This window comes from Streptomyces graminilatus, from assembly GCF_001418565.1.
Taxonomy (GTDB): Bacteria; Actinomycetota; Actinomycetes; order Streptomycetales; family Streptomycetaceae; genus Streptomyces; species Streptomyces graminilatus.
In genome coordinates this window covers 1-20,192 of the sequence record NZ_LIQQ01000308.1, presented here as the reverse complement: position 1 = coordinate 20,192, position 20,192 = coordinate 1, and the positions used below count along the sequence as shown (strand labels likewise).

Here is a 20,192-nt window from a genome sequence, read left to right as displayed (position 1 = left end):
CATAGTGGAGCCCACCATCGAACTGGTCGGACAGACCCTGCACGCATGGCGACAGGCACACGGCGATCACGCGCTGGGCCGCACCATCGCCCTGTGCTCGGACCCGGGCGTGACGGACCAGCGGGGCCAGGAGCTGCGGGACAGCCACGCCACGGTCACAACGAGCCCGGCCGAACTCGTCGAACTGGCCGCACACTCTGGCCGGGTCACAGTGGTCAGTACCTACGCGGGCATGAACGTTGTGGCGGCCGCCCACGCCGGCTACGGGCTGCCCCGATGGGACTTGATCATCATCGACGAGGCGCACCGTACCGCGGGGGCGGCCGGGAAGGCGTGGGCGCTGGTCCACGACGACGCGGTACTGCCCGCCGCGCGGCGCCTGTACCTGACCGCGACCCCCAGGATCGTCGCGGACAACAGCGAGAGCGGTGCCGGCGCGCTCGCGGTCAGCATGGACGACGAGAAGGTCTACGGTCCGACCTGCTACAAGATGTCCTTCTCACGGGCCCGCGAGCTGGGACTGCTGGCGGACTACCAGGTCGTCGTTGCGGTCACGACCGACGCTCAACTCCGGGCCCTGGCCGGCAGTCAGCGCAGGCACTATCAGGTGGGCCGGTCCGCGATCTCGGCGGACATGCTGGCCCGCCAGATCGCCGTGCTGCGCGCGGCCGAACAGCATCACATTCGCAGGATGATCACGTTTCACGGTCGGGTGAGGGACGCGAAGTGGTTCGCCAAGACCCTGCCCGCCGCAGCCCCGCTACTGGCCGAGGGCGGCTCCCCGACCGTCATGGTGTGGGCCGGGCACGTCTACGGCGGCCAGTCCGTGGCGGACCGCCGTACGGTGCTCGACCGGCTACGCGGCGACGATGAGGGCTTGGTCGTGGTGGCCAACTCCCGTGTCTTGTCTGAGGGTGTTGACGCGCCGGCGGTGGATGGGATCGCGTTTATCGATCCTCGCGAATCCGTGATCGACATCATTCAGGCGTTGGGCCGGGCCATGCGCCTGGGCGGCCGGAAGGACAAGACCGCCTCCATCATCGTCCCCGTGCTGCTCAGCCCCGACGAAGAGCCGGCCCAGGCCCTGGAGGGCTCGGCCTTTCAGCAGGTGTGGCGGATCGCCCGCGCGCTGCGTGCCCATGACGAGGCTCTCGGGGAACAGTTGGACAGTGCCCGTCTGCGCCTGGGTACCTACGCCGCTCCCCGTGCCGGGTCGTTCGCGGAGCTGCCGGACTGGCTCACGGTCACTGGAATCGAGGTTCCGACCGGCTTCGCCGCCGCCATCACCGCCCGCGCGGTGCGCGCCACCACCACGCCGTGGGAGGAGCACTACGGCGCGGTGATCGCCTATCGGGAAAGCCACGGCGATGTACACGTTCCCCAGGGGTACGTCACGCCCACGGGTCTGGCGCTCGGCACGTGGCTCGCCAAGCAGCGTACGTTGCTCGGCAGAGGCGATCTCCTGCCTGACCGCAAGAGGCGCCTCGATGATCTCGGGATCGCCTGGGCTCCGAAGGCTGAGGCCTGGGACCTGGCTGGGGCCCGGGCCTTTTCCGCGGAGCACGGACATCTGCGTGTGCCTATGGATCATGTCGTGACAGTTGGCTCCGACCAGATCGAGCTCGGCACCTTCGTCCGCAGGGTGCGGGTGGGTCTGTTCCATCTCGATGACCGGCGCAGGGCCGCACTCGACGAGATCGGCATGGTGTGGAGTGTGACCGAGGAGTCCTGGCAGCGCCATTTCGCCGCCGCCCGGGCCTATCGCGACAAGCATGGTGACCTGCTGGTCCACAAGGACTTCGTCACCGACGACGACCCTCCCCTGCCGCTTGGTCAATGGATCGTGACAATGCGCGCCAAACGTGAGAGGCAGTCTCCCGAGCGGATCCAGGGACTCGACGAGATCGGCATGGTGTGGAACGTCAACGAGTACCAGTGGCAGCGCAGCTTCGCTGCCGCCCGGGATCATTACAAGCGCCACGGGAATCTGGATGTGCGGCGCGAGTTCGCCACCGCTGGCCCGGATTCGGTACGTCTCGGGCGTTGGGTCTTCAAACAGCGCGCCCTCGGCAACAGCGGTCAGCTCAGTCCCGAACGTGTCACCGCATTAACCGAGATCGGCATGACGTGGTGACCGCTGTCCAGCGCTCATGGCCGACCCTCCCACGCATCGGACGGCCGGGTCCGGGGCGGGCCGGTCGCCCTTCCCCGGGACGGGTGACGGTGCAAGTCGCCCGGGGACAGCTGGATCCGGCCGTTCCACCCACGGCAGCCGTGTCCTGGGCCCATTTCGATACCCGGCAGGCGCCCGAGCTGCTCGTCCGCGCGCAGGCGAGACGCAGACCCGACCGGGTCGCTCGCCCGATTCCTGCAACCGAAGGAACAAGGAACCCTACGCAATGAGCACGACTTCCCATCTACCCGCTCCCTCGCTGTGGCCCCATCAGCGCGAAGCCATCGACGCCGCCCTGCAGACCTGTATGGCCGGCGCCGGACGGGCCACCGTGGTGCTGCCCTGTGGCACCGGCAAGACCCGGGTCGGCAGCGAGATAGCACAACAGGCCGCCCCGGCAGGGCGGGTGCTCATAGTGGAGCCCACCATCGAGTTGGTCGGGCAGACCCTGCACGCATGGCGACAGGCACACGGTGACGAAGCGCTGGGCCGTACGGTCGCCCTCTGCTCGGACCCGGGGGTAATGGACCAACGCGGCCAGGAACTGCGGGACAACCATGCGGCGGTGACCACGAGCCCGGCGGAACTGGCAGAACTGGCCGCGGGCGAGGGGCGGGTGACGGTGGTCAGCACGTACGCGGGTATGCGCGTGCTGGCGGACGCGCACGCCAACTACGGGTTACGCCCCTGGGATGTGATCGTCATCGACGAGGCGCACCGTACCGCGGGGGCGGCCGGGAAGGCGTGGGCGCTGGTCCACGACGACGCGGTACTGCCCGCCGCGCGGCGCCTGTACCTGACGGCGACCCCGAGGATCGTTGGCGATCGCGGCGATACCGGCCGCGGGACCTTCGCGGTCAGCATGGACGACGAGAAGGTCTACGGACCGATCTGCTACAGGATGTCGTTCTCCCGCGCTGCGGCGCTGGGGCTGCTGGCGGACTACCAGGTCGTCATCGCGGTCACGACCGACGCCCAGGTCCAGGCTCTGGCTGCCGGACAGCGCGAGCACTACCAGGTCGGCCGGTCCGCGGTCTCGGTGGACATGCTGGCCCGCCAGATCGCCGTACTGCGCGCCGCCGAACAACATCACATCCGCAGGATGATCACGTATCACGGGCGGATCGAGGACGCGAAGTGGTTCGCCAAGACCCTGCCCGCCGCAGCCCCGCTACTGGCCAAGGACGGCGCCCAGGCCGCCTCCCTGTGGGCCGGGCATGTCCACGGCGGCCAACGAGTGGCCGAGCGGCGGATGGTGCTCGACCGTCTGCGCGGCGAGGACACGGGCCTCGTGGTGGTGGCCAACGCCCGCGTGCTGACCGAGGGCGTCGATGTGCCGGCGGTGGACGGGATCGCCTTCCTCGACCCCCGCGAATCCGTGATCGACATCATCCAGGCGCTGGGCCGGGCCATGCGCCGGGGCGGACAGCAGGACAAGGTCGCCTCCATCGTCGTCCCCGTCCTGCTGGGCCCCGACGAAGACCCGGTCGAGGCCCTGGAGGGCTCGGCCTACCAGCAGGTGTGGCGGATCGCCCGCGCGCTGCGCGCCCACGATGAGGCCCTGGGCGACCGGCTGGACAGCGCCCGCCTCCGCCTGGGCACCAGTGTCTCCCCAGGTGCTGGCGGAGCGTCAACGGACCTGCCGGACTGGCTGAAGGTCACCGGGATCGAGGTCCCGCCCGGCTTCGCGGCCGCCATCACCGCCCGCGCGGTGCGCACCACGACCTCCCCGTGGGAAGAGAACTACGGCGCCGCCACCCTCTACCGGCAGACACATGGAGACCTGCTCATTCCGCAGCTGTACATCACTGACACGGGCCTGAGGCTCGGCGAGTGGCTTGCCCGTCAGCGCGCCGCCCACAGCAAGGGCGAGCTGCTCTCGGGCCGTAAGAAGCGTCTCGACGAGCTCGGGATCGCCTGGAGCCCGAAGGCGCAGGAGTGGGAGCGCAACCTCGCGGCAGCCCAGGCATATTTCAGGCAGCACGGCCACCTGCTCGTGCCCCGGGGCTACATCACCACCGGCGAGGATCCGGTCGAACTGGGCTCGTTCATCCTCATGCTGCGCATCGGAAGTATCCACCTCGATCCTGAGCGTGAAAGCGCGCTCAACGCGATCGGCATGGTGTGGAGTGTGAAGGAGGACTCCTGGCTGCGTCACATCGCCGCCGCCCGGAGATACGTCGAGGCCCACGGCGACCTGCTGGTCCACAAGGACTACGTCACCGACGACAATCCCCCTATCCCGCTGGGCCAGTGGATGAACGTGCTGCGCACCTCACGCGCCAAGCAGGCAGCCGAGCGGGTCAGGGAGCTTGACGCCCTCGGCATGGTGTGGAACGTCCACGACCACAAGTGGCAGCGCAGCTTCGCCGCGGCCCAGGACTACTACAACCGTCACGGGGACCTGCGCGTCCCCGTCGCCTACCAGACCCCCGGTCCTGATCCCATCCGGCTGGGAGCGTGGGTCTCCAAGCAGCGTCGTGCGTTCCGCGACAACAAGCTCAGCGCCGAGCGGGTCACGGCCCTGACCCGGATCGGGATGAAATGGTGACCGCCCTCCACGACGGCTGCAGGCGGGCCTCAGGCTGCGGGGCCCCGCTGACCGTGAGACGGGCAGGGCCCACTAGGTCCGGGCCGCCACGCGAGGCGGGATCCCGCGTGAACTCCTGGGCGCGCACGCGCCGCTCGCCGACCTCGCCGTCGGCCCGTGATCCGCGACGGTCGGCCACAGCCGCCCCCGACACCGCCCGAGGCTCACATTGCTGACCACGATCGCGCCCGGTCTGTGGCCCCACCAACGCGAAGCGGTCGACGCCACCGTGTCGGCCCTGGCCAGCGCGGAGCGCACCACCACCGTGATGGCCTGCGGCACGGGCAAGACCAGGGTCGGCGCCGCCGTCGCGGGCTACCTCGCCGAGAACGCCGGTGTCGCACGCATCCTGTTCGTCGCCCCGTTCCTGGACCTGATCACACAGATGGTCGGGGAATGGCGGCATACCCTCGGCAACGAGGCACTGGGCCGGGTCGTCGCGGTCTGCTCGGACCAGGACGTCCTGCGCGCACACGAACACGACCTGCGTCAGCACCGTGCCCTCGTCACCTCCGATCCGGCCCAGCTCGCCTCTCTCACCGCGGACCGGAGCCGGGTCACCGTCGCCAGCACCTATCAGAGTCTGCCGGTGCTCGTCGCCGCCCACGACGAGCACGGCCTGCCGATGTGGGACCTGATCGTCATCGACGAGGCGCATCGCAGCGTCGGCCGCTCCGACAAGGTGTGGGCCGTCATCCACAGCAACGCACACATCCCCGCCGCCCGGCGGCTCTACATGACCGCGACGCCGAAGGTGATCGTCAGCGCCGGCGACGACGCGGTCAGCATGGACGACGAAAAGGTCTTCGGCCAGGTCGGCTACCGGCTGCCGTTCTCGACCGCGATCGAGCTGGGACTGCTGGCCAACTACCGGGTGGTCGTGCCCGTCGTGACTGACGAGCACGTCCGTGCCGCCGCCCAGCAGCACGATGCGTTCTTCCAGAGCGGCCGTTCCGCTGTGTCCGGCGGGATGCTCGCCACCCAGGTCGCCGTGCTGCGCGCCGCCCGCGAGTACGGCATCACCAGAATGATCACCTTTCACAACCGGGTGGTCGACGCCCGCTGGTTCGCCAGTACCCTGCCGCACGCCGCCGCGCTCCTGGTCCCGGAGGACGATCCGGTGCGTGTATGGGCCGACTATGTGCACGGCACGCAGCCGCTCGCTTCCCGCCGCAGGGTCGTGGACCGGCTGCGCGGTGACGACGACGGCCTGGTCGCGGTCGCCAACGCGCGGGTGCTGGGCGAAGGGGTCGACGTGCCCGCGGTCGATTCTGTGGCCTTCATCGACGGCCGCAGCTCACCCATCGACACCATCCAGGCCATCGGCCGGGCGCTGCGGCGGGGCAAGAGCGCCGGCCCCAAGACGGCGTTCATCATCGTTCCCGTCCTCCTCGGCCCCGGGGAGGATCCCGAGACCGCGCTCGACGGCTCCTCCTACGCCCCGGTCTGGCAGGTGATCCGTGCTCTGGCCGCGCACGACGACACCCTGGCCAGCCAGCTCGGACGGCTGCGGCGCCAGCTCGGACGCGACGAGGCCCGCACCACACCGGCGATGGAACTGCCCAACTGGCTGCGCATCACCGGCGCCCCCGTGCCCGCCGGCTTCGCCAGTGCCATCACTGTGCAAGCCGTCCGCGCCACCTCCACGCCGTGGGAGGAGTACTACGGCGCCGCCCAGGCCTACCACGCCGAACACGGCAACCTGCTGATACCTCAGCAGTGGCAAACCCCCTCGGGGCTGCAACTGGGCACGTGGACAGCTTGGCAGCGCCAGGAATACAGGCGGGGCGCACTGCGTCCCGACCGGATTGCGGCCCTCGATGAACTCGACATGGTCTGGAACGCCATGGAGTTCAATCGCGGTCAAGTAATCGCGTACTTGGAGGAGTTCCGGGCCGAGAACGGTCATCTGCTCGTCCCGGACCGCTATGTGACGACCGGTGAACAGCCATTCCAGCTGGGTTCCACGGTCCGGAGCATTCGCGTGCGGTACCACCAGAACAGACTCGATCCGCAGTTTGTCACCCGGCTTGAGTCCGTGGGCTTTGTCTGGAGCATCGCGGACGCGTCGTGGGAACAGTTCCTTGCCGACCTCAAGTTTTACCGTCTCACGCATCCGGATCTGGATATTCCACAGAGTTACAAGACGGACGGACCCCATCCCCGGAGCCTGGGTGTGCAGGTGAGCACCTACCGCCAGGACTACACCGACGGTGTCCTGGGGGAAGACATCATCGAAGCCCTCAACGAGCTGGGATTCATCTGGAATGCTCGCGAACATCGCTGGCATGTCGCGCTTCAGGCGCTCCGACACTACAAAGAGGAGCACGGCCCCTCCGATCCGCCCGAGAGATACAAGACGCCGCCTCCGGACAGCTTCGCGCTGGGGCGATGGCTGCGGAAACAGCTGGAGGCTTTCCGGGCCGGGACCTTGAGCGCCGAACGGATCACCACGCTGTCCGCATCTGGTGTGCGCCTACCCAAGAACACCATCGCAGTCATGAAGGAAGCGGGATTCACCGGGAACGCTCACGAATACCGCTGGCATAGCTCCCTTCAGGCGCTCCGCCGATACATGGAGCAGCACGACAACGCGTGTCCGCCCTATAGATACAAAACACCACCACCAGACAGCTTCGCGCTCGGACAGTGGCTAGGAAGGCAGCACGAAGCATTCCGGTCCGGGAAGTTGAGCGCCGAACGGATCGCCGCGCTGTCCGCTGCCGGTGTGCGCTTGGATGCCCACGGGAAGCACAGATGATCGCCCGCTCTCCGGGTGCCCGCTCCTGCGGACATACCCGACGCCTTTCACCCCGTCCCCCTCACCACCGAACCCCGCTCGATTCGAGCTCGTACCGAGGAGAACGTGGCGCACGACGGACATCACCGGTTGTCCGCCAGCTTTTGTCATATCCCACAGCCCGCTCCCATCCCGCCTGTTCCTTCCTGATCGCCTTTTAAGGAAAGAAGATCACCCTATGATTCACACCGGTTTCTCCGTGACGACCGGGGAGCTTCCCGGCGGCGGCCGGCCCAGCGAGGACCGCATCGTTCAGCCCCCTGGAGCGGTCATCGTCCTGGACGGTGTCAGCACCGTCTCGGACGACGAGCCCCGCGGAGCCTGGTACGCCCAACTCCTCGGCGATGGCCTGGCCTCGCTCCTCGCCGCTGATCCGGAGGCCGACTTGCGGCATGTTCTCGAACAGGCCATCGCTGCGATCGTCCGTGAGCACGGTCTGGTCGCGGGATCGTCGCCGGCTGCCACGGTCTCGATCGTGCGTCAGCGTGGTGAGACGATCGACGCGCTCGTCCTGGCGGACTCCCCCGTCATCGCGCGCACCATCGGCGGAAAGGTCGACCCGGTGCGTGACGACCGGCTCGCCCGCCTGGTCTCCGTCCGCCCGGAATATCTGGAGTACCAGGCGTGGCTGAGAGCTGGCCGAGGCTTCGAGGCGCCGGAACACCGCGCCTTGCTCCAGAAGCTCCGGGCCCACCAGATCCGGCACCTCAACAACGGTGTGCCGGGCGGGTACTGGGTCGCCGAGGCTGTCCCCGAGGCAGCCCGTCACGCGGTGGTGCGCTCGTGGCCGACCGCCGACATCGCCGACATTCTCGTGATGACGGACGGGGCGAGCTGCGGTGTTGAAGAGTACGGGCTGTATCCCACGTGGGACGATCTGGCCCACGCCTGTCTCCAGGACGGTCCCGACGAAATTCTCCGTGCGATCCAGGAAGCAGAGGCGAAGGATCCCGGCGGCCAGCGCTGGCCTCGTTACAAACTTTCCGACGATAAGGCGATCGCCCTCCTAAGGTTCACGCCCATGATCCGTCGGGCCGCATGAGGTCATCCGCCGCCCGCACGGCACCGGTCCTACCTCCGTCAACAGGCAGCGGCCCGCGCCCTGTTCGTGTAGCACCAGTCCGGTGGCAGCAGTGAACAAGAACTGCGACCGGCTTCCAGGGCCGCATCCCGTCCGGCGCCGCCCCGCCCGCACGCCGTAGTCGCGGTCCGCCCTGCGGGCCCGTCAGTTTCCAACAGCCAAGACGCCTCCGGTGACGGTGCCACCAGGGCATCAATCGTCACAGCAGCAGAAGGAGATCATGAAGACGCGACGTCTTGCCAACCTCAACGCGTACAAACTCACGCCCGCCACCCGGGGCACCAGCGGCTGGAACGCCCGGGTCACCGCGATCCAGGAAATCGCACCGGACATTCTGGCTCTGCAGGAAGTCGTCGTCGACGAGCGGGTCACCAGCCGCGGTTCCTGGGAGGACGAGGCCGCCCGGCTCATCCAGGACATCGCCGCGCAGTGCGGACTGACAGCCATGGTGGGAGCGTCCGACGGGTATCCGCACGGCACGGCCATGGCCGCGAACTGGCACCGCCCGTGGTGGACCGCTTTGCTGTGGAACCCCGAGACCGTGCAACTGGTCAAGAACTCCTACCGGCCATTCGGGGCACCAGACTTCTGGCACGGCTGCACCACAGCGCTCTTCGATGCGGGCGGCCGCAAGCCGCTGCTGGTGGGCAGCTACCACGGGGACCCGTTCCGCCCGGACTTCCGGTACGACGAGGCGCTGCGCATCAAGGGCACGTTCCGTACGACCGGAGGCGTCAAGCCCGGCTTCTGCGTGGGGGATTTCAACGCTCTCTCCGCCGCTCTGCGGCGGCGCCGCTGGTGGCAGTTGCGCCGGAGGTACTACGACCCGGAGGCCTACCTGAAGATGCGCCACGACGACCTGGAGTTCCAGGTCCACCCCAGCAGGATCGGCAGGCATTTTCGCAGGCAACTGGCGGACAGGCGGCAGACGGCGGCTTTGCTGCGCAAGGGGTACATGGTCGACGCCGCTGCCCATCTGGGGGTGCCGTGGGCCCCGACGGTCGGGCACTGGGAAGACGGTCGCGGCGACCCCGATCCGTGGGGCGCGCGCCGGATCGATCTCATCCTGGCCACCCGCCCCGTCGCCCCCGCGCTCGTGAGTTACCAGGCCCACCGGAGCGCTGCAGCCGAGGAAGCATCCGACCACTTGCCGGTCTACGTCGATTTCCAACCCGACCTCGTGGAGGCGTGATGCGTGATTTCTGGGAGACCCACCACTGGCCGCAGGGCGAGCGGCGCGCGCACTGGCACATCCTGTTCGAGGACCAGCCGCACGTGCACGACTTCGCCCGCGCCCATGCCGAACTCCTTGCCCAGTATCCGGAGTTGAGCCCGGTGCCGGTCGAGTGGCTGCACGCGACCGTGCAGTCCGTCGGTCCGCTGTCCCCCGCCGTGGCGGCCGCGGTCGCCGATGCCGCCCGGCCGGCACTGGCAGGCATCGAGCCCTTCGAGATCGAGATCGGGCCGGCGCAGGCCATCCACAACGGCGTCGTCCCGGCGATCTACCCCGAGGACCGGATCTCGGAGCTGTTCTGGGCTCTTCGGTCCGCGACAGAGCGCGTCGTCGGTGCCGAGCAGCTACCCAAGGCCCCCGACCGGTTCTGGCCGCACCTGAGCCTGGCCTACAGCAACGCCCAGTGGGACCACGACGACCTGTCCCGGGCCCTGGCCAGGCTCCGCCCGCCGCGGCCCCGGATGACGGTGACGCGAGCCGTTCTCGTCGACCAGCAGCAAGCCTGGCGCGACAAGTACACCTGGACGGTGATCGCCGAGGTGCCGCTCGGCCAGGTTCCCACCGCCAGCAGCTCGACGGGCGCCGCCACGCAGGACGAAGGTGGCCGCGGATGAGGAAATTCGTTCCGCAGCTCCAGAATGCGCCCTGGCCTGACGGTGCCCGTGTTCTGCACGCCTACCTGGTGCCCGATCTGTCCGTGGATCACGCGCTCGCCCGCCTCGCGGCCGCCTGCCGGGAGGCGATGCGGCCGTACCCGATCACGCTCCTTGACGACGGACTGCTGCACGCGACCGTGGAGATGGTCGCGGACACCACCGCGGACCGCATCACCGCCGCCGAGCGTCAGGACCTCGTCGAAGCCCTGCGCGGCCGCCTCGCCGACATGACGCCGTTCCAGGTGACCGCGGGCTCTCCGATCGCCAACAAGGCGGGCGCGCTGCTGGACTTGGGGCCCGACGAGCCCCTGATCGATCTGAAGGGGCGCGTTCAGGATGCCTTCGTCGAAGCCCGCGGCCCCGCGGTGATCCAGCACGACGGCGGCCGTCACCACATGTCCCTCGGGTACAGCTGGGACACCGCCGACAGTGACCCTCTGCAGAGTGCGCTGCGCAAGATCAGTCCCAGTCACGTCCCGTTCCACGTCGACCGGGTGCACCTGCTGGAGGTCCAGTTCCGCGAGCACACACGCCACGGCGGGAAGAGTGCCTGGGAGCTCTCCTGGGACCCCGTCGCCGTGATCCGCCTGGGTTCCCGCTGATCGCCCAGGACTCCGCTCCATCCGGGGCGCGACGCCGGCAACGCCGCGCCCCGCCTGCCCCACGCCACGCTTACGAAGAAGAGGTACACGTCATGCTGTCATCCATACCGCCGGACTTCCCGGCACCGGCCGCGGTGGTGCTCGCGGAGCACCCGTCCACGGCGATCGACGAGCTCGCCCCGCTGTGGGGTGAACTCCTGGCCCACCACGTTGCCTCCGCGCCCCATCTCGGTGACCTCGGCGAGGTGAGATCCGCGGCGGAGTCCTGGCAGATCCGGCGTGCGGAGTACCGCGCCTGGCTGGAGGAGCCGCAGTCGAAGATCCTCACCGTCTCCGCCGGCGACCGGCTCCTCGGCTACGCCTTCGTCCGGATCGTCCCGGCGGCCGGCTCGTGGAAGCTGGGCGACCACGTCGGGGTCCTGGAGACCCTCGTGGTGGCCGCCGAGGCCCGAGGCCGCGGCCTGGGGCGCCGGCTGATCGAGGCGGTCGACGCCCACTGCCACGCCCACGGTGCAACCACCGTGCGGATCAGTGTCATCGAGGGCAACGACGCGCACGCCTTCTACACCCGCTGGGGCGCCGTCGGCTTCACCCGCACGCTGCTGCTTCCCCTCCCCCTGGCCAGCGCGACGCCGGCCGATGCCCCGAGCCTGTCTACGGAGGCGCTCGGTCACGAGCACCTGAAGGACAGGTTCCTGGAACGGCTGCAGGCCAGGGCCGAACTCGCCTTCCGCGAGGGAGCTTTCGAGCGCGCCGATGCACTGTATACACATGTCCTGAACGCGCTGACGGAATCCGGCACGGCACGAGGTCTCCCGTATCTGAAGGTCCTGCACGGCCATGCTCTTGTCGCCTACGGACAGGGGCGGTGGGCCGACGGCGAGGCCCGGCTGCGCGAGGTTGTGGCGGGACGGGAGGAGCTCGCGGGGCCCACGGCGGCCGAGACGATCGGGGCGATGGCGCGCTTGGCCGAGGCCGTCGGCGAGCAGGGACGGTGGGAGGAGGCCGAGACCGTGGCGCGCGAGGCCATCCGCCGGGCCGAAGCGGGGCTGGAGCCGACGCACGAGGAAACCCTGTCCGCCCGGCTGGCCCTGGCCTGGGTTCTCGAACGAACCGGGGCACCGAATACGGAAGAGGTGCTGCGCCCGGTGACCGAGGCACTCGCCCGGGCGCTCGGCAGCCGGCACCGCACCACTTTGGCCTCGCAGCATCTGCTGGTGCAGCTGCTTCGCGACCAGGAGCGCTACGACGAGGCCCTGGACGTCGCCCGCGAGCTGGCAGCCGCTCGCGGCGAGACGCTGGGTCCCGAACACCCGCACACGCTACGAGCGCTGGCGGATCTCGCGGTCCTCCTGTACCGCGCCGGCCGCGGACCGGAAGCCGTGGCTCTGGCGCGGGAGACGGTCGCCGCCAGCGCCCTGATCACCTCGCTCCTGGGCGCCGACGGGCACCACGACCGTCAGATCCGCTCCGCATGCGCGGAGATCACCACCGGCGTCTGACCAAGAGCCTGCCGATCCGTCATCAACCCGTCCACGGGAAAGGGTGTCGCCGGACCTCCCTCAAGTATCCGCATCGGCGAACGCCCGCTGCCCTGGCAGCAGTTCGGCCGCGGAGCCCTCGCCCCTGGACCAGCCGATCGGCTGGTCCGCCATCGAGGCCCAGCCCTGCCCGGTCGAGGACCTCCGCACCAGCAGATGACCGAGCGCCCGACGGCGGTGACTTCCCGCACGCCCCATCCCGGGGGGCGCCGCGGCGGGTCATTCCCCTGGGCACGAGAAGGAAGACGATGGACGACTACCCGATAGGGCGCCTGCTCGGCGGCCGTTACCGCCTGCCCGCCGACGACGGCCTCGACACGATCATCACCGACGGTCTGGACACCCTCAGCGGCCACCAGGTGCAGCTGACCCGTATCGCCCTGCCAGAGACCCTCGCAGCCGACCCGCGAGCGTACAGCCCCAGCAACACCGTGCCGTCCGGTGATCAGGAGCCGGACGGCCCCGTGCGGAGGGCGTGTGAGGCAGTACGTGCCCTGACGCTTCTGCCCGACCATCCCCACCTCGTCCAGGTCTTCGACGTACTGATGGACGGCAGCGCGATGTGGATCGTCAGTGAATACGTCGCCGCACGCCCGCTGTCGGCCCTCCTCGCCCGGGCGCCGCTCACACCGTCTCGGGCTGCCGAGATCGCGCGGGAGGTCCTGCACGGCGTCCGGGCCCTGCACGCACGCGGCTGGCTCCACCGGAACATCACGGAGCACACGGTGCTCATCTGCGAGAACGGCAGCGTCCTCATGAGCGGCCTCGCGCAGAGCGTCGCCGAGGAAGCCCTGTGCGGCTACGCCCCTCGGCCCCTCCCCCACGCCTGCGCCGACGAGGCCGCTCAGCGCGCGCCCGGCGGCCTCCCAGACACGGCAGCCGAGTCCGGAAAGCAGACCGAACCGTCCCGGACCCTGCCGGCACGCACCGCCGGAGGTGGATGGGCCGCCCTGCGCGCCGATGCCCAGCGTCAGGCCGCCGCCAGCACTCCCCTCACCCCCAGTCCCCTGGCCAAGGCCGGTCCGGACCAAACCGCCCGGCCGGCGGATCGCTGCGACACCGGGGAGGACTTCCACTGCCCGGTCACAGCTCTCGAGGCCCAGCGGGCCCGTGACACGCGGATCATGCGCGTCGACGCAGTGACCGAGCGGTGGGCGCCCGAGCAGGCCGCCCCAGTCGGCGAGACGTGGCACCTCGCCCCGCCCCTCGGCCCTTCGGTCGACCTGTGGGCCCTCGGGGCTCTCTTGTTCCGCGCGCTCCAGGGCCACCCGCCGTTTCCGGAAGACGACGTCGCCGAACTCCTCGCCATGGTGTGCACGGAACCGCCCGCCTTCGCCGAGGACAGCGGCGAGATGCGAGCCATCATCGAGTCCCTGCTGCGCCAGGACCCCGCACAGCGTCTGTCCCTCGACGAGGCCGAAGGATGGCTACGCTCCCTGGTACGCCACGCCCGTGAGCTCGTACCCGCGCCGCCGAGCAGGTCTCTCGAAGCGCCGCGCGGCCGTCTGCCGGTGCTGCGCTTGCGCGGCCACCTGGTCCGCCGACGCTCGCCCGCTCCGGTGGATGTGCGGCAAGGACGGCACCGTCGTACGCGTGCGGCCCCGCGTCTGCGCGGCCGTACGCTTCTTGTCGTCACCGCGCTCCCCCTGGCCCTGGGCGCCACGGCCTACGCGGTCCTCGCGCTGTCCCAGTCGGGCTCGGCCGATGCCCCGGACGACGCGGCCGCGAGCCCTCGACCGTCCGCGCATCGCGAAGCAACTCCCCCTCCCACCCCGGCCCCGGAGCCGGCCGACGGCGACGTCCGACACGATCCGGCCGGCTTTCAGATAGCTGTCGGCGACGGGTGGAAACGCCACCTCGATGCCGCCCAGTCCCGCGTCCGCTTCACCCGTGGCGGCCTCACCCTGATCGTCGTCCCCGGCCGCGACACCGTCAGCGAGCACGACAGCGACCCGCTCAGCTACCAGAAGACGGAGCCGGAACTCGCCCCGTACCGGGCCGATCCCGAAGGCACCGCCACCGGCGTGCGGCGTATCGACATCGGGCAGGACATATCGTTGGCCGAGGGCCAATACAGCTTCACCGACGCCGCAGGAACACAGTTCTACGCCCGCAATCAGGCCCTTGTCGCCGACGGCCGCTACCACATCGTCTTCGTCCAGGGCCCGGCCGCGCAGCGTGAACTCATCACTCGCGTCTTCAACCAGGCTGTCGCGACATACTGGCCGACGGACGCTCAACAGTGACTGCACTTCTCCGAGGCCGGCGTTCCGCCCCCACTCCATGGTGGGCTGCGTCGCGTCGTTGACTCGCCCTCCTGCTCTGGCTCGGACGTCGGCTCACCCGCGATCCTCCCTGTCGTTATCCAGAGCCCATATCACCTGGCCGGTCTCGGTTCTCGAACCATCCTGCGGCAGCGCCCGGTTCGGCGTGCCGTGATTGGTCCAGGTGGCCCCTCATCCCTATGTTGGACCACAACATGTTGTGGTCATCAGCGATTCGTTGGCCACTGCTTGTGTGCATGGGTGAGCTCTGCCCGATTTCGCGGCGACGGACGAGGACGGTCATGACCGAGTGGTTCGAGGACAGTACGACGCGAGCAACCGGTACGGAACAGGCCGCCAGGCCCGCCCTGCCGCGTCCTCCAAGGCGCATGAAGTCGACAACCCGGTCGTTCACCGTCGGCGAGGGCAAGGGCTACCTCACCGTGGCACGCACCCCCGACGGAGATGTCGTCGAAGTGATGGTCCGCATGGCCAAACAGGGCTCCACGCTCGCGGGCATGATGGACGCCTTCTCCTCGACCGCCACCCGAGGCCTCCGGCACGGAGTTCCGCTCGAAGTCCTCGTCGCCGACTACATCGGAACCCGCTTCGAACCCTCGGGCCTCACCAACGACCCGGAGATCAAGCAGGCCGGCTCCGTCATGGACTATGTCGGCCGCCGGCTGGCCCTCGATCACCTGCACTACGACGCCCGAGCCCGCCTGGGGGTCCTCACCGCCGACGAGCGTGCTGCGAAGGAAACCATCGACGGAGTCGGCGACGCTGTATGGACCGACCTCGTCGGCCTGTCCATGTCCGCACCCGCAGTGGCACGACCGCGCCGCAGTTGACCTTCGGCCATGACCCGTGATGATCACCACTCGGCCGCAACGGGGGTCAGCCTTCGTGAGAAGCCGTTCCGCTTCCTACGTCTGCGGTCCACCGCCAATTACCCGACATCCTGACGCTGCTCCAGGAGGCCGAGGAGATGCACATGGTGCAGGTCTAGGCTTTCCGCTGCATGTCGGCTGCTGGCCGCGATCATGGACTCCGTTGGGTAGTTCGGAAGTCTGGAGGTGCTCCATGCTCTGGTCACGCTGTCCAGTACGGCCAGAATGCGGCTCATCTCGTATTCCGCCTGCATGTCCCACGGCCATGTCGACACGATGAAGAGCTCCACTTTGAGAGCCCCAAGCTTGCGCTGTACCTCGTCCAGAGTCGGGGTGGGCAGCTCGTCAACCGTGTCGGGAAGTTTGCGGTGATCGATCCGCTCTGGGGCTTCGCTCCTCAGGTGACTGTCGTGCATCCTTGTCTCAATGCCCTCTTCGCGCAGAAGATGAGCCAGTGCGGCACAGGTATCGATATCGACGGTGCCCGCCGTCACGAGAGCACCCAAGGCTGCCGAACACGCAGATGCCAGACGAAATCGGTCAGGAGTCACGGTGGCATCTTCTCCTCCTGGGACGTCTTCCGGCACTGCTTGTGAACACTGACGGAGGAAGCGAAGCGGAACAGCTTCCGAGGCGCGGTCGATGACAGGTTTGAACTCGGGAATCGAAAGCGATGTCGACCAGAGCATCGCAGGTTCGGCTCTTTCCGCGATGCCCCGGCCACACCCTCCATACCTTTCTCGACTAGTACTGGCGCCGCGGAGTGCTCCACGACGGAGTTCAGATCGCAACCCTCATCTCAGGCTGCTCGGACACGGCGGACCGATACCGTCCTCCGGTATGGATGTCGACGAGGTACTGCAGCAGGTGAAGACGGCCCGGTTCAGCTCGTCCTGGGAAGGATGCGCCATGTGGGCCTCAGGCCTCGTGTCCTGGCACCTCGCGCGGCACCCCACCTCCTGGACTCCGCCCCAGGGCCTTCCGGAAAGCACGCAAACCCTTATCAGTCAGGCCAGTTCGGTAGTCGCCAGCGCTCTGCACACGACTGCGGTCGCTCACAGCATGGACACTCCCGACGGGTCACGGCTGCTGGCGGTCCCGCTCGCGGCCGCCGCCGAACTCCTCAGCGTTGGCAGGGCCTTGGACACGCTGTCCTCATCCGCACCGCCGGACAGCGCGGTCGCCGCACTGCTGCAGTCCGTCCGCGCGTGGCTCGACGAAGGAGATAACACGGTGCGAGGCCAAGGCGAGTTCGTCATCGAGCGGGCTCACGACGTCCTGACGGCGCATGCCGAGTCCGGGTACGCGCTCGGTGACCGCGTGCGCGCCGTACTGGAAGTCAACTACGCCGTCGACAACCTCCCATAGCGCCTGGGTCGGGCCCCGGCATCGAACGCGGGCTCGGCAACCGGGAACTGGGTGCTGGGACATGGCTCGGTACCGTGCTCCGCACGACTCATGGGGGTCACTCGCTGGAGAGCGCTGTCCCGGACGTGCGTACGTCGCGCAGCCACCGGTTGAACGCCACCTGGTAGCGACGGCCGGCCAGTTCGGAGGCTGCCGGCAGGCCTGCGTTGGGCACCGGCTCGGGGCCGGACCCTGCTCTCCAGACCGGGCCGCATGGCGGGTAGGCCGGGTCCGTGTTGCCGACGCCGTCCCAGGCTGCGACGGTCAGCCCGGCCGGGGCCAGCGCTGGATCGTGCGTCGCGTCCACCAGCACCCACCGCCCGTCGATCAGGACCTCGGCCGCCGAGTGCACATCCTCGCGCGAGGGCAGGAGGCTGACCTCAGGCGGCTGATCCGGCAGAAGGTAGAGCCAGCGGACCCGACGGGCCGGATACCCGAGGCGGCGGAAACCCGTGGTCAGATATGCGGACTTGGCCAGGCAATCTCCACGGCCGCTCGCCATCAGATTCTCGGCGTCGTGCGCCCCGTCGGTTGCGTAGGGCACGGCGCGGACCGCTTCGAACAGCCTGAGCCGTGCGGTGATGCGGCCGTCCATAACCCGAAGCCTACGGCGCCAGCGCATCGGGGCGACAGAGCGCGGCGGCCGGCGGGGGAACCGCGCGAGAGGCCGCCCCGTTCAAACCGCCTGGTCTGCCCGACCTTGACAGGTCTCGCCCGCTTTCGGGCAGAGGGATGCGCTGCGCCCGCACTGGGTCCGTCGGGCATACCGTCGGTACATCAACGATCTCGGCGCCCAGTGGGGCGGTATATCGGCCTCGTGCGTGCGGTGACCGCGTTCGCTGCGGCCACCGTTCTCACCTCGCTGCGCGGCGTCGACCACTGACCGACGGAGGCACCCGTGTTCACCGGCATCCGCACCATCATGATCTTCGCTGAGGACCCCGAGAAGTCCGCCCGCTGGTGGGGCGGCGTCCTGAAGACCGACGTCCACCTCGATGTTGACGGCAACTCCGTCTACGCCTGGCTCGACGTCGCCGGCGTCGAGTTCGGCTTCCACCCCCTGGACGAGCAGCGCAACCGGCGCGGCCACAGCCCCGTCCCGTACTGGGCCGTCGACGACGTACGACAGCGCCTCCTCGACGCCGGCTGTACCCACCACCGCGGCCCCCTCGACGTCGGCGACGGCACCGGCCGCAAGATCGCACAGCTCACCGACCCGTTCGGCAACGTGATCGGCATCGACGGATGCTGAATCGCACCGCATGCCCTGCCGACAGGCGTGTTTTCGGGCAGGTGCCAGCTGGATTCACATCTGCGCAGCTGGCTGTCAGTCGACGACCGCCGCGGCCCATTCAGGGTCCAAGCGGTTGAGCCGGTCCAGGTACGTGCGGTTCAGGATTCCGCGTTCGTGGTTTCGGTGTTGTCGCACGAGCCACTTGTGGAGCCTGGAGTCTGGTGCCGGTCGGAGATGGCCGACGCGCTTCTTGAAGGCGACGGCTTCGTCGTACCGGTTGTCCCAGTGCTCGGCGTACGGGTCCCACGGGAATCCGATTTTGTCGAGAAGTCTGATCTTCTCTTGGGAGAGCTTTCCTTGATTGCGCTGAGTCCGCTGATAGTTCTTCCATGTCGCCAGAAGAATCCCGTCGATGGTCCGGTATTCTTCAGGTACTTGGAAGTGTCCTTCCTCTTTATGGAAGGCGGCGAGTTCATCGTAGGCGCTCTGCCACATCGTCCAGATCTGGTCGGCCGTGACGCCTAGGGCTTCGAGCATGCCCCGGCGTTCAGCGTCCACCCTGTTGTTGCGGTAGGCCACGGCCTGGTTGTCGAGCCAGATCCGTTCGGGTGAGTCGACGGGCAGGCTGCGGGGGCTCTTGATGTCACCCATTCTGGCGGATACTTCACCATAGCGGCGCATCCAGCGATCGCGTTCGAGGTCCCATGGGAAATCGATACCGTCGAGGAGCCGTTGGCGTTCCTCGGAGAGTTTTCCGGTGGCCCGCATGGCCCGCTGGGTCTGTGCCCACGTGTAGAGGTTGATGCCCGATGGCGAGATGAAGTCCTGGGGCAGGTCCAGGTTTCCGTTCTGCTCGCCGTATGCGCACAGATCGCCGTAGGCGATTTTCCACGTGTCGTCCGGGACAGTCCAGGCCATTCCGATCACATTTAGCTTCTCGGCTCGCCTCTCGGGCAATCGGCCTTGGACCCGGGCCTTGCGCTGTTCGGCGATCCAGCCGCCGAGTTTGTATCCGGACGGGGACACGTACTTGGCGTGGACGCGCAGGTCTTTGTACCGGTCCTTGTACACGCGGGCCTCGGCCAGGCCGCGTTCCCACTTGGCCTCCAGCGGGTCCCAGACGATGTCCAGGTCCTCCAGGGCACGGATCTTGTCCTGCGACAGCCGTTCTTCCCGGCGGGCCTTGCGCTGGTTACCGATCCAGGTCCCCAGCCGGAACTCGTCGGAGGTGACGTACGTGTTGGGGACGTCGAGGTGGCCGTTGCGTTCCCGGAACGCGCAGGCGTGCCGGTAGGCCTGCTGCCAGGCCTCGTCCCGGGGGCGCCAGACCATGCCGATGTCGTCGAGCATCACGATCTGCTCGGTGGAAAGCGTGCCCGCCGTGTAGTCCTTGCGCTGCTTAAGGATCCAGGTCCCCAGGTTGCGCCCGGACGACGTGGTGTGCGAGTGCGGGACGAGGAGGTCGTCATGCTGGTCGTAGTACGCCTGGGCCTCGCTGAAGTTGCCCTGCCAGGCGGTCTGGGCCTTGTTCCAGATCATGCCCAGCTGGTCGAGAGCGGCGATGCGGTCGGCGGACAGTTTGCCTTGGTGGTAGGCCATCCGCTGCCAGCCGATCCACTGGCCGATCCGGTAGCCGTCCTCGGCGCGCTCATCCTGACGGATGTCGAGGTGACCGTGCTTCGTGTGGAACTTCTTCGCGTGGTCCAGCGCGCTGGACCAG

15 protein-coding genes are annotated in these 20,192 nt (G+C 68.6%); 12 read left to right on the top strand and 3 right to left on the bottom strand.

What is annotated here, in order from left to right:
• From AOK08_RS25365 to AOK08_RS25320, 10 genes are all read left to right on the top strand, one after another.
• A partial coding sequence (locus AOK08_RS25365; RefSeq protein ID WP_206743407.1) for a DEAD/DEAH box helicase occupies positions 1–2,134 on the top strand: 2,134 nt, incomplete at its 5' end.
• 265 nt (positions 2,135–2,399) lie between these two features.
• The gene (locus AOK08_RS25360) at positions 2,400–4,724 is read left to right on the top strand and encodes a DEAD/DEAH box helicase (protein WP_055530192.1); all 2,325 of its coding nucleotides are present in this window, start codon (positions 2,400–2,402) and stop codon (positions 4,722–4,724) included.
• 208 nt (positions 4,725–4,932) lie between these two features.
• Entirely contained in the window at positions 4,933–7,524 is a 2,592-nt protein-coding gene (locus tag AOK08_RS25355) for a DEAD/DEAH box helicase (RefSeq protein WP_055530190.1), read from the top strand.
• 217 nt (positions 7,525–7,741) lie between these two features.
• On the top strand, positions 7,742–8,605 hold the full coding sequence (locus AOK08_RS25350) for a protein phosphatase 2C domain-containing protein (protein WP_055530188.1): 864 nt from the start codon (positions 7,742–7,744) through the stop codon (positions 8,603–8,605).
• A 259-nt stretch (positions 8,606–8,864) separates the two neighbouring features.
• Entirely contained in the window at positions 8,865–9,836 is a 972-nt protein-coding gene (locus AOK08_RS25345; RefSeq protein ID WP_055530186.1) for an endonuclease/exonuclease/phosphatase family protein, read from the top strand.
• The gene (locus tag AOK08_RS25340) at positions 9,836–10,492 is read left to right on the top strand and encodes a 2'-5' RNA ligase family protein (RefSeq protein ID WP_055530184.1); all 657 of its coding nucleotides are present in this window, start codon (positions 9,836–9,838) and stop codon (positions 10,490–10,492) included. Before AOK08_RS25345 ends, AOK08_RS25340 begins: the two co-directional genes overlap by 1 nt.
• Positions 10,489–11,136 (top strand): 2'-5' RNA ligase family protein, encoded by a 648-nt coding sequence (locus tag AOK08_RS25335; protein ID WP_055530182.1) that lies wholly within the window; start codon positions 10,489–10,491, stop codon positions 11,134–11,136. The genes AOK08_RS25340 and AOK08_RS25335 overlap by 4 nt, the downstream gene beginning before the upstream one ends.
• Before the next feature lie 92 nt (positions 11,137–11,228).
• On the top strand, positions 11,229–12,638 hold the full coding sequence (locus AOK08_RS25330; protein ID WP_055530180.1) for a GNAT family N-acetyltransferase: 1,410 nt from the start codon (positions 11,229–11,231) through the stop codon (positions 12,636–12,638).
• 287 nt (positions 12,639–12,925) lie between these two features.
• Positions 12,926–14,923, top strand: coding sequence for a protein kinase domain-containing protein (locus tag AOK08_RS25325; RefSeq protein ID WP_055530178.1), 1,998 nt, complete (start codon positions 12,926–12,928; stop codon positions 14,921–14,923).
• Positions 14,924–15,243: 320 nt separating this feature from the next.
• Positions 15,244–15,792, top strand: coding sequence for a TSCPD domain-containing protein (locus AOK08_RS25320; protein WP_055530176.1), 549 nt, complete (start codon positions 15,244–15,246; stop codon positions 15,790–15,792).
• A 98-nt stretch (positions 15,793–15,890) separates the two neighbouring features.
• Here AOK08_RS25320 and AOK08_RS45930 read toward each other — a convergent pair whose 3' ends face one another.
• Positions 15,891–16,520: a hypothetical protein gene (locus tag AOK08_RS45930; RefSeq protein WP_157876784.1), complete on the bottom strand. Its 630-nt coding sequence runs from the start codon at positions 16,518–16,520 to the stop codon at positions 15,891–15,893.
• Between the two features lie 373 nt (positions 16,521–16,893).
• Between AOK08_RS45930 and AOK08_RS45925 the strand changes: the two genes are divergently transcribed.
• On the top strand, positions 16,894–17,199 hold the full coding sequence (locus AOK08_RS45925; protein ID WP_157876783.1) for a hypothetical protein: 306 nt from the start codon (positions 16,894–16,896) through the stop codon (positions 17,197–17,199).
• A 97-nt stretch (positions 17,200–17,296) separates the two neighbouring features.
• On the opposite strand, the gene AOK08_RS25305 is transcribed toward AOK08_RS45925, so the two are convergent.
• Complete coding sequence (locus AOK08_RS25305; RefSeq protein WP_055530171.1) at positions 17,297–17,833, bottom strand: transglutaminase domain-containing protein; 537 nt, start codon at positions 17,831–17,833, stop codon at positions 17,297–17,299.
• Between the two features lie 303 nt (positions 17,834–18,136).
• Between AOK08_RS25305 and AOK08_RS25300 the strand changes: the two genes are divergently transcribed.
• Positions 18,137–18,490 (top strand): VOC family protein, encoded by a 354-nt coding sequence (locus AOK08_RS25300; protein WP_055530169.1) that lies wholly within the window; start codon positions 18,137–18,139, stop codon positions 18,488–18,490.
• 75 nt (positions 18,491–18,565) lie between these two features.
• Here the strand turns inward: AOK08_RS25300 and AOK08_RS25295 are convergent.
• The coding region (locus AOK08_RS25295) for a helicase associated domain-containing protein (RefSeq protein WP_198539394.1) at positions 18,566–20,192 on the bottom strand (1,627 nt) is incomplete at its 5' end.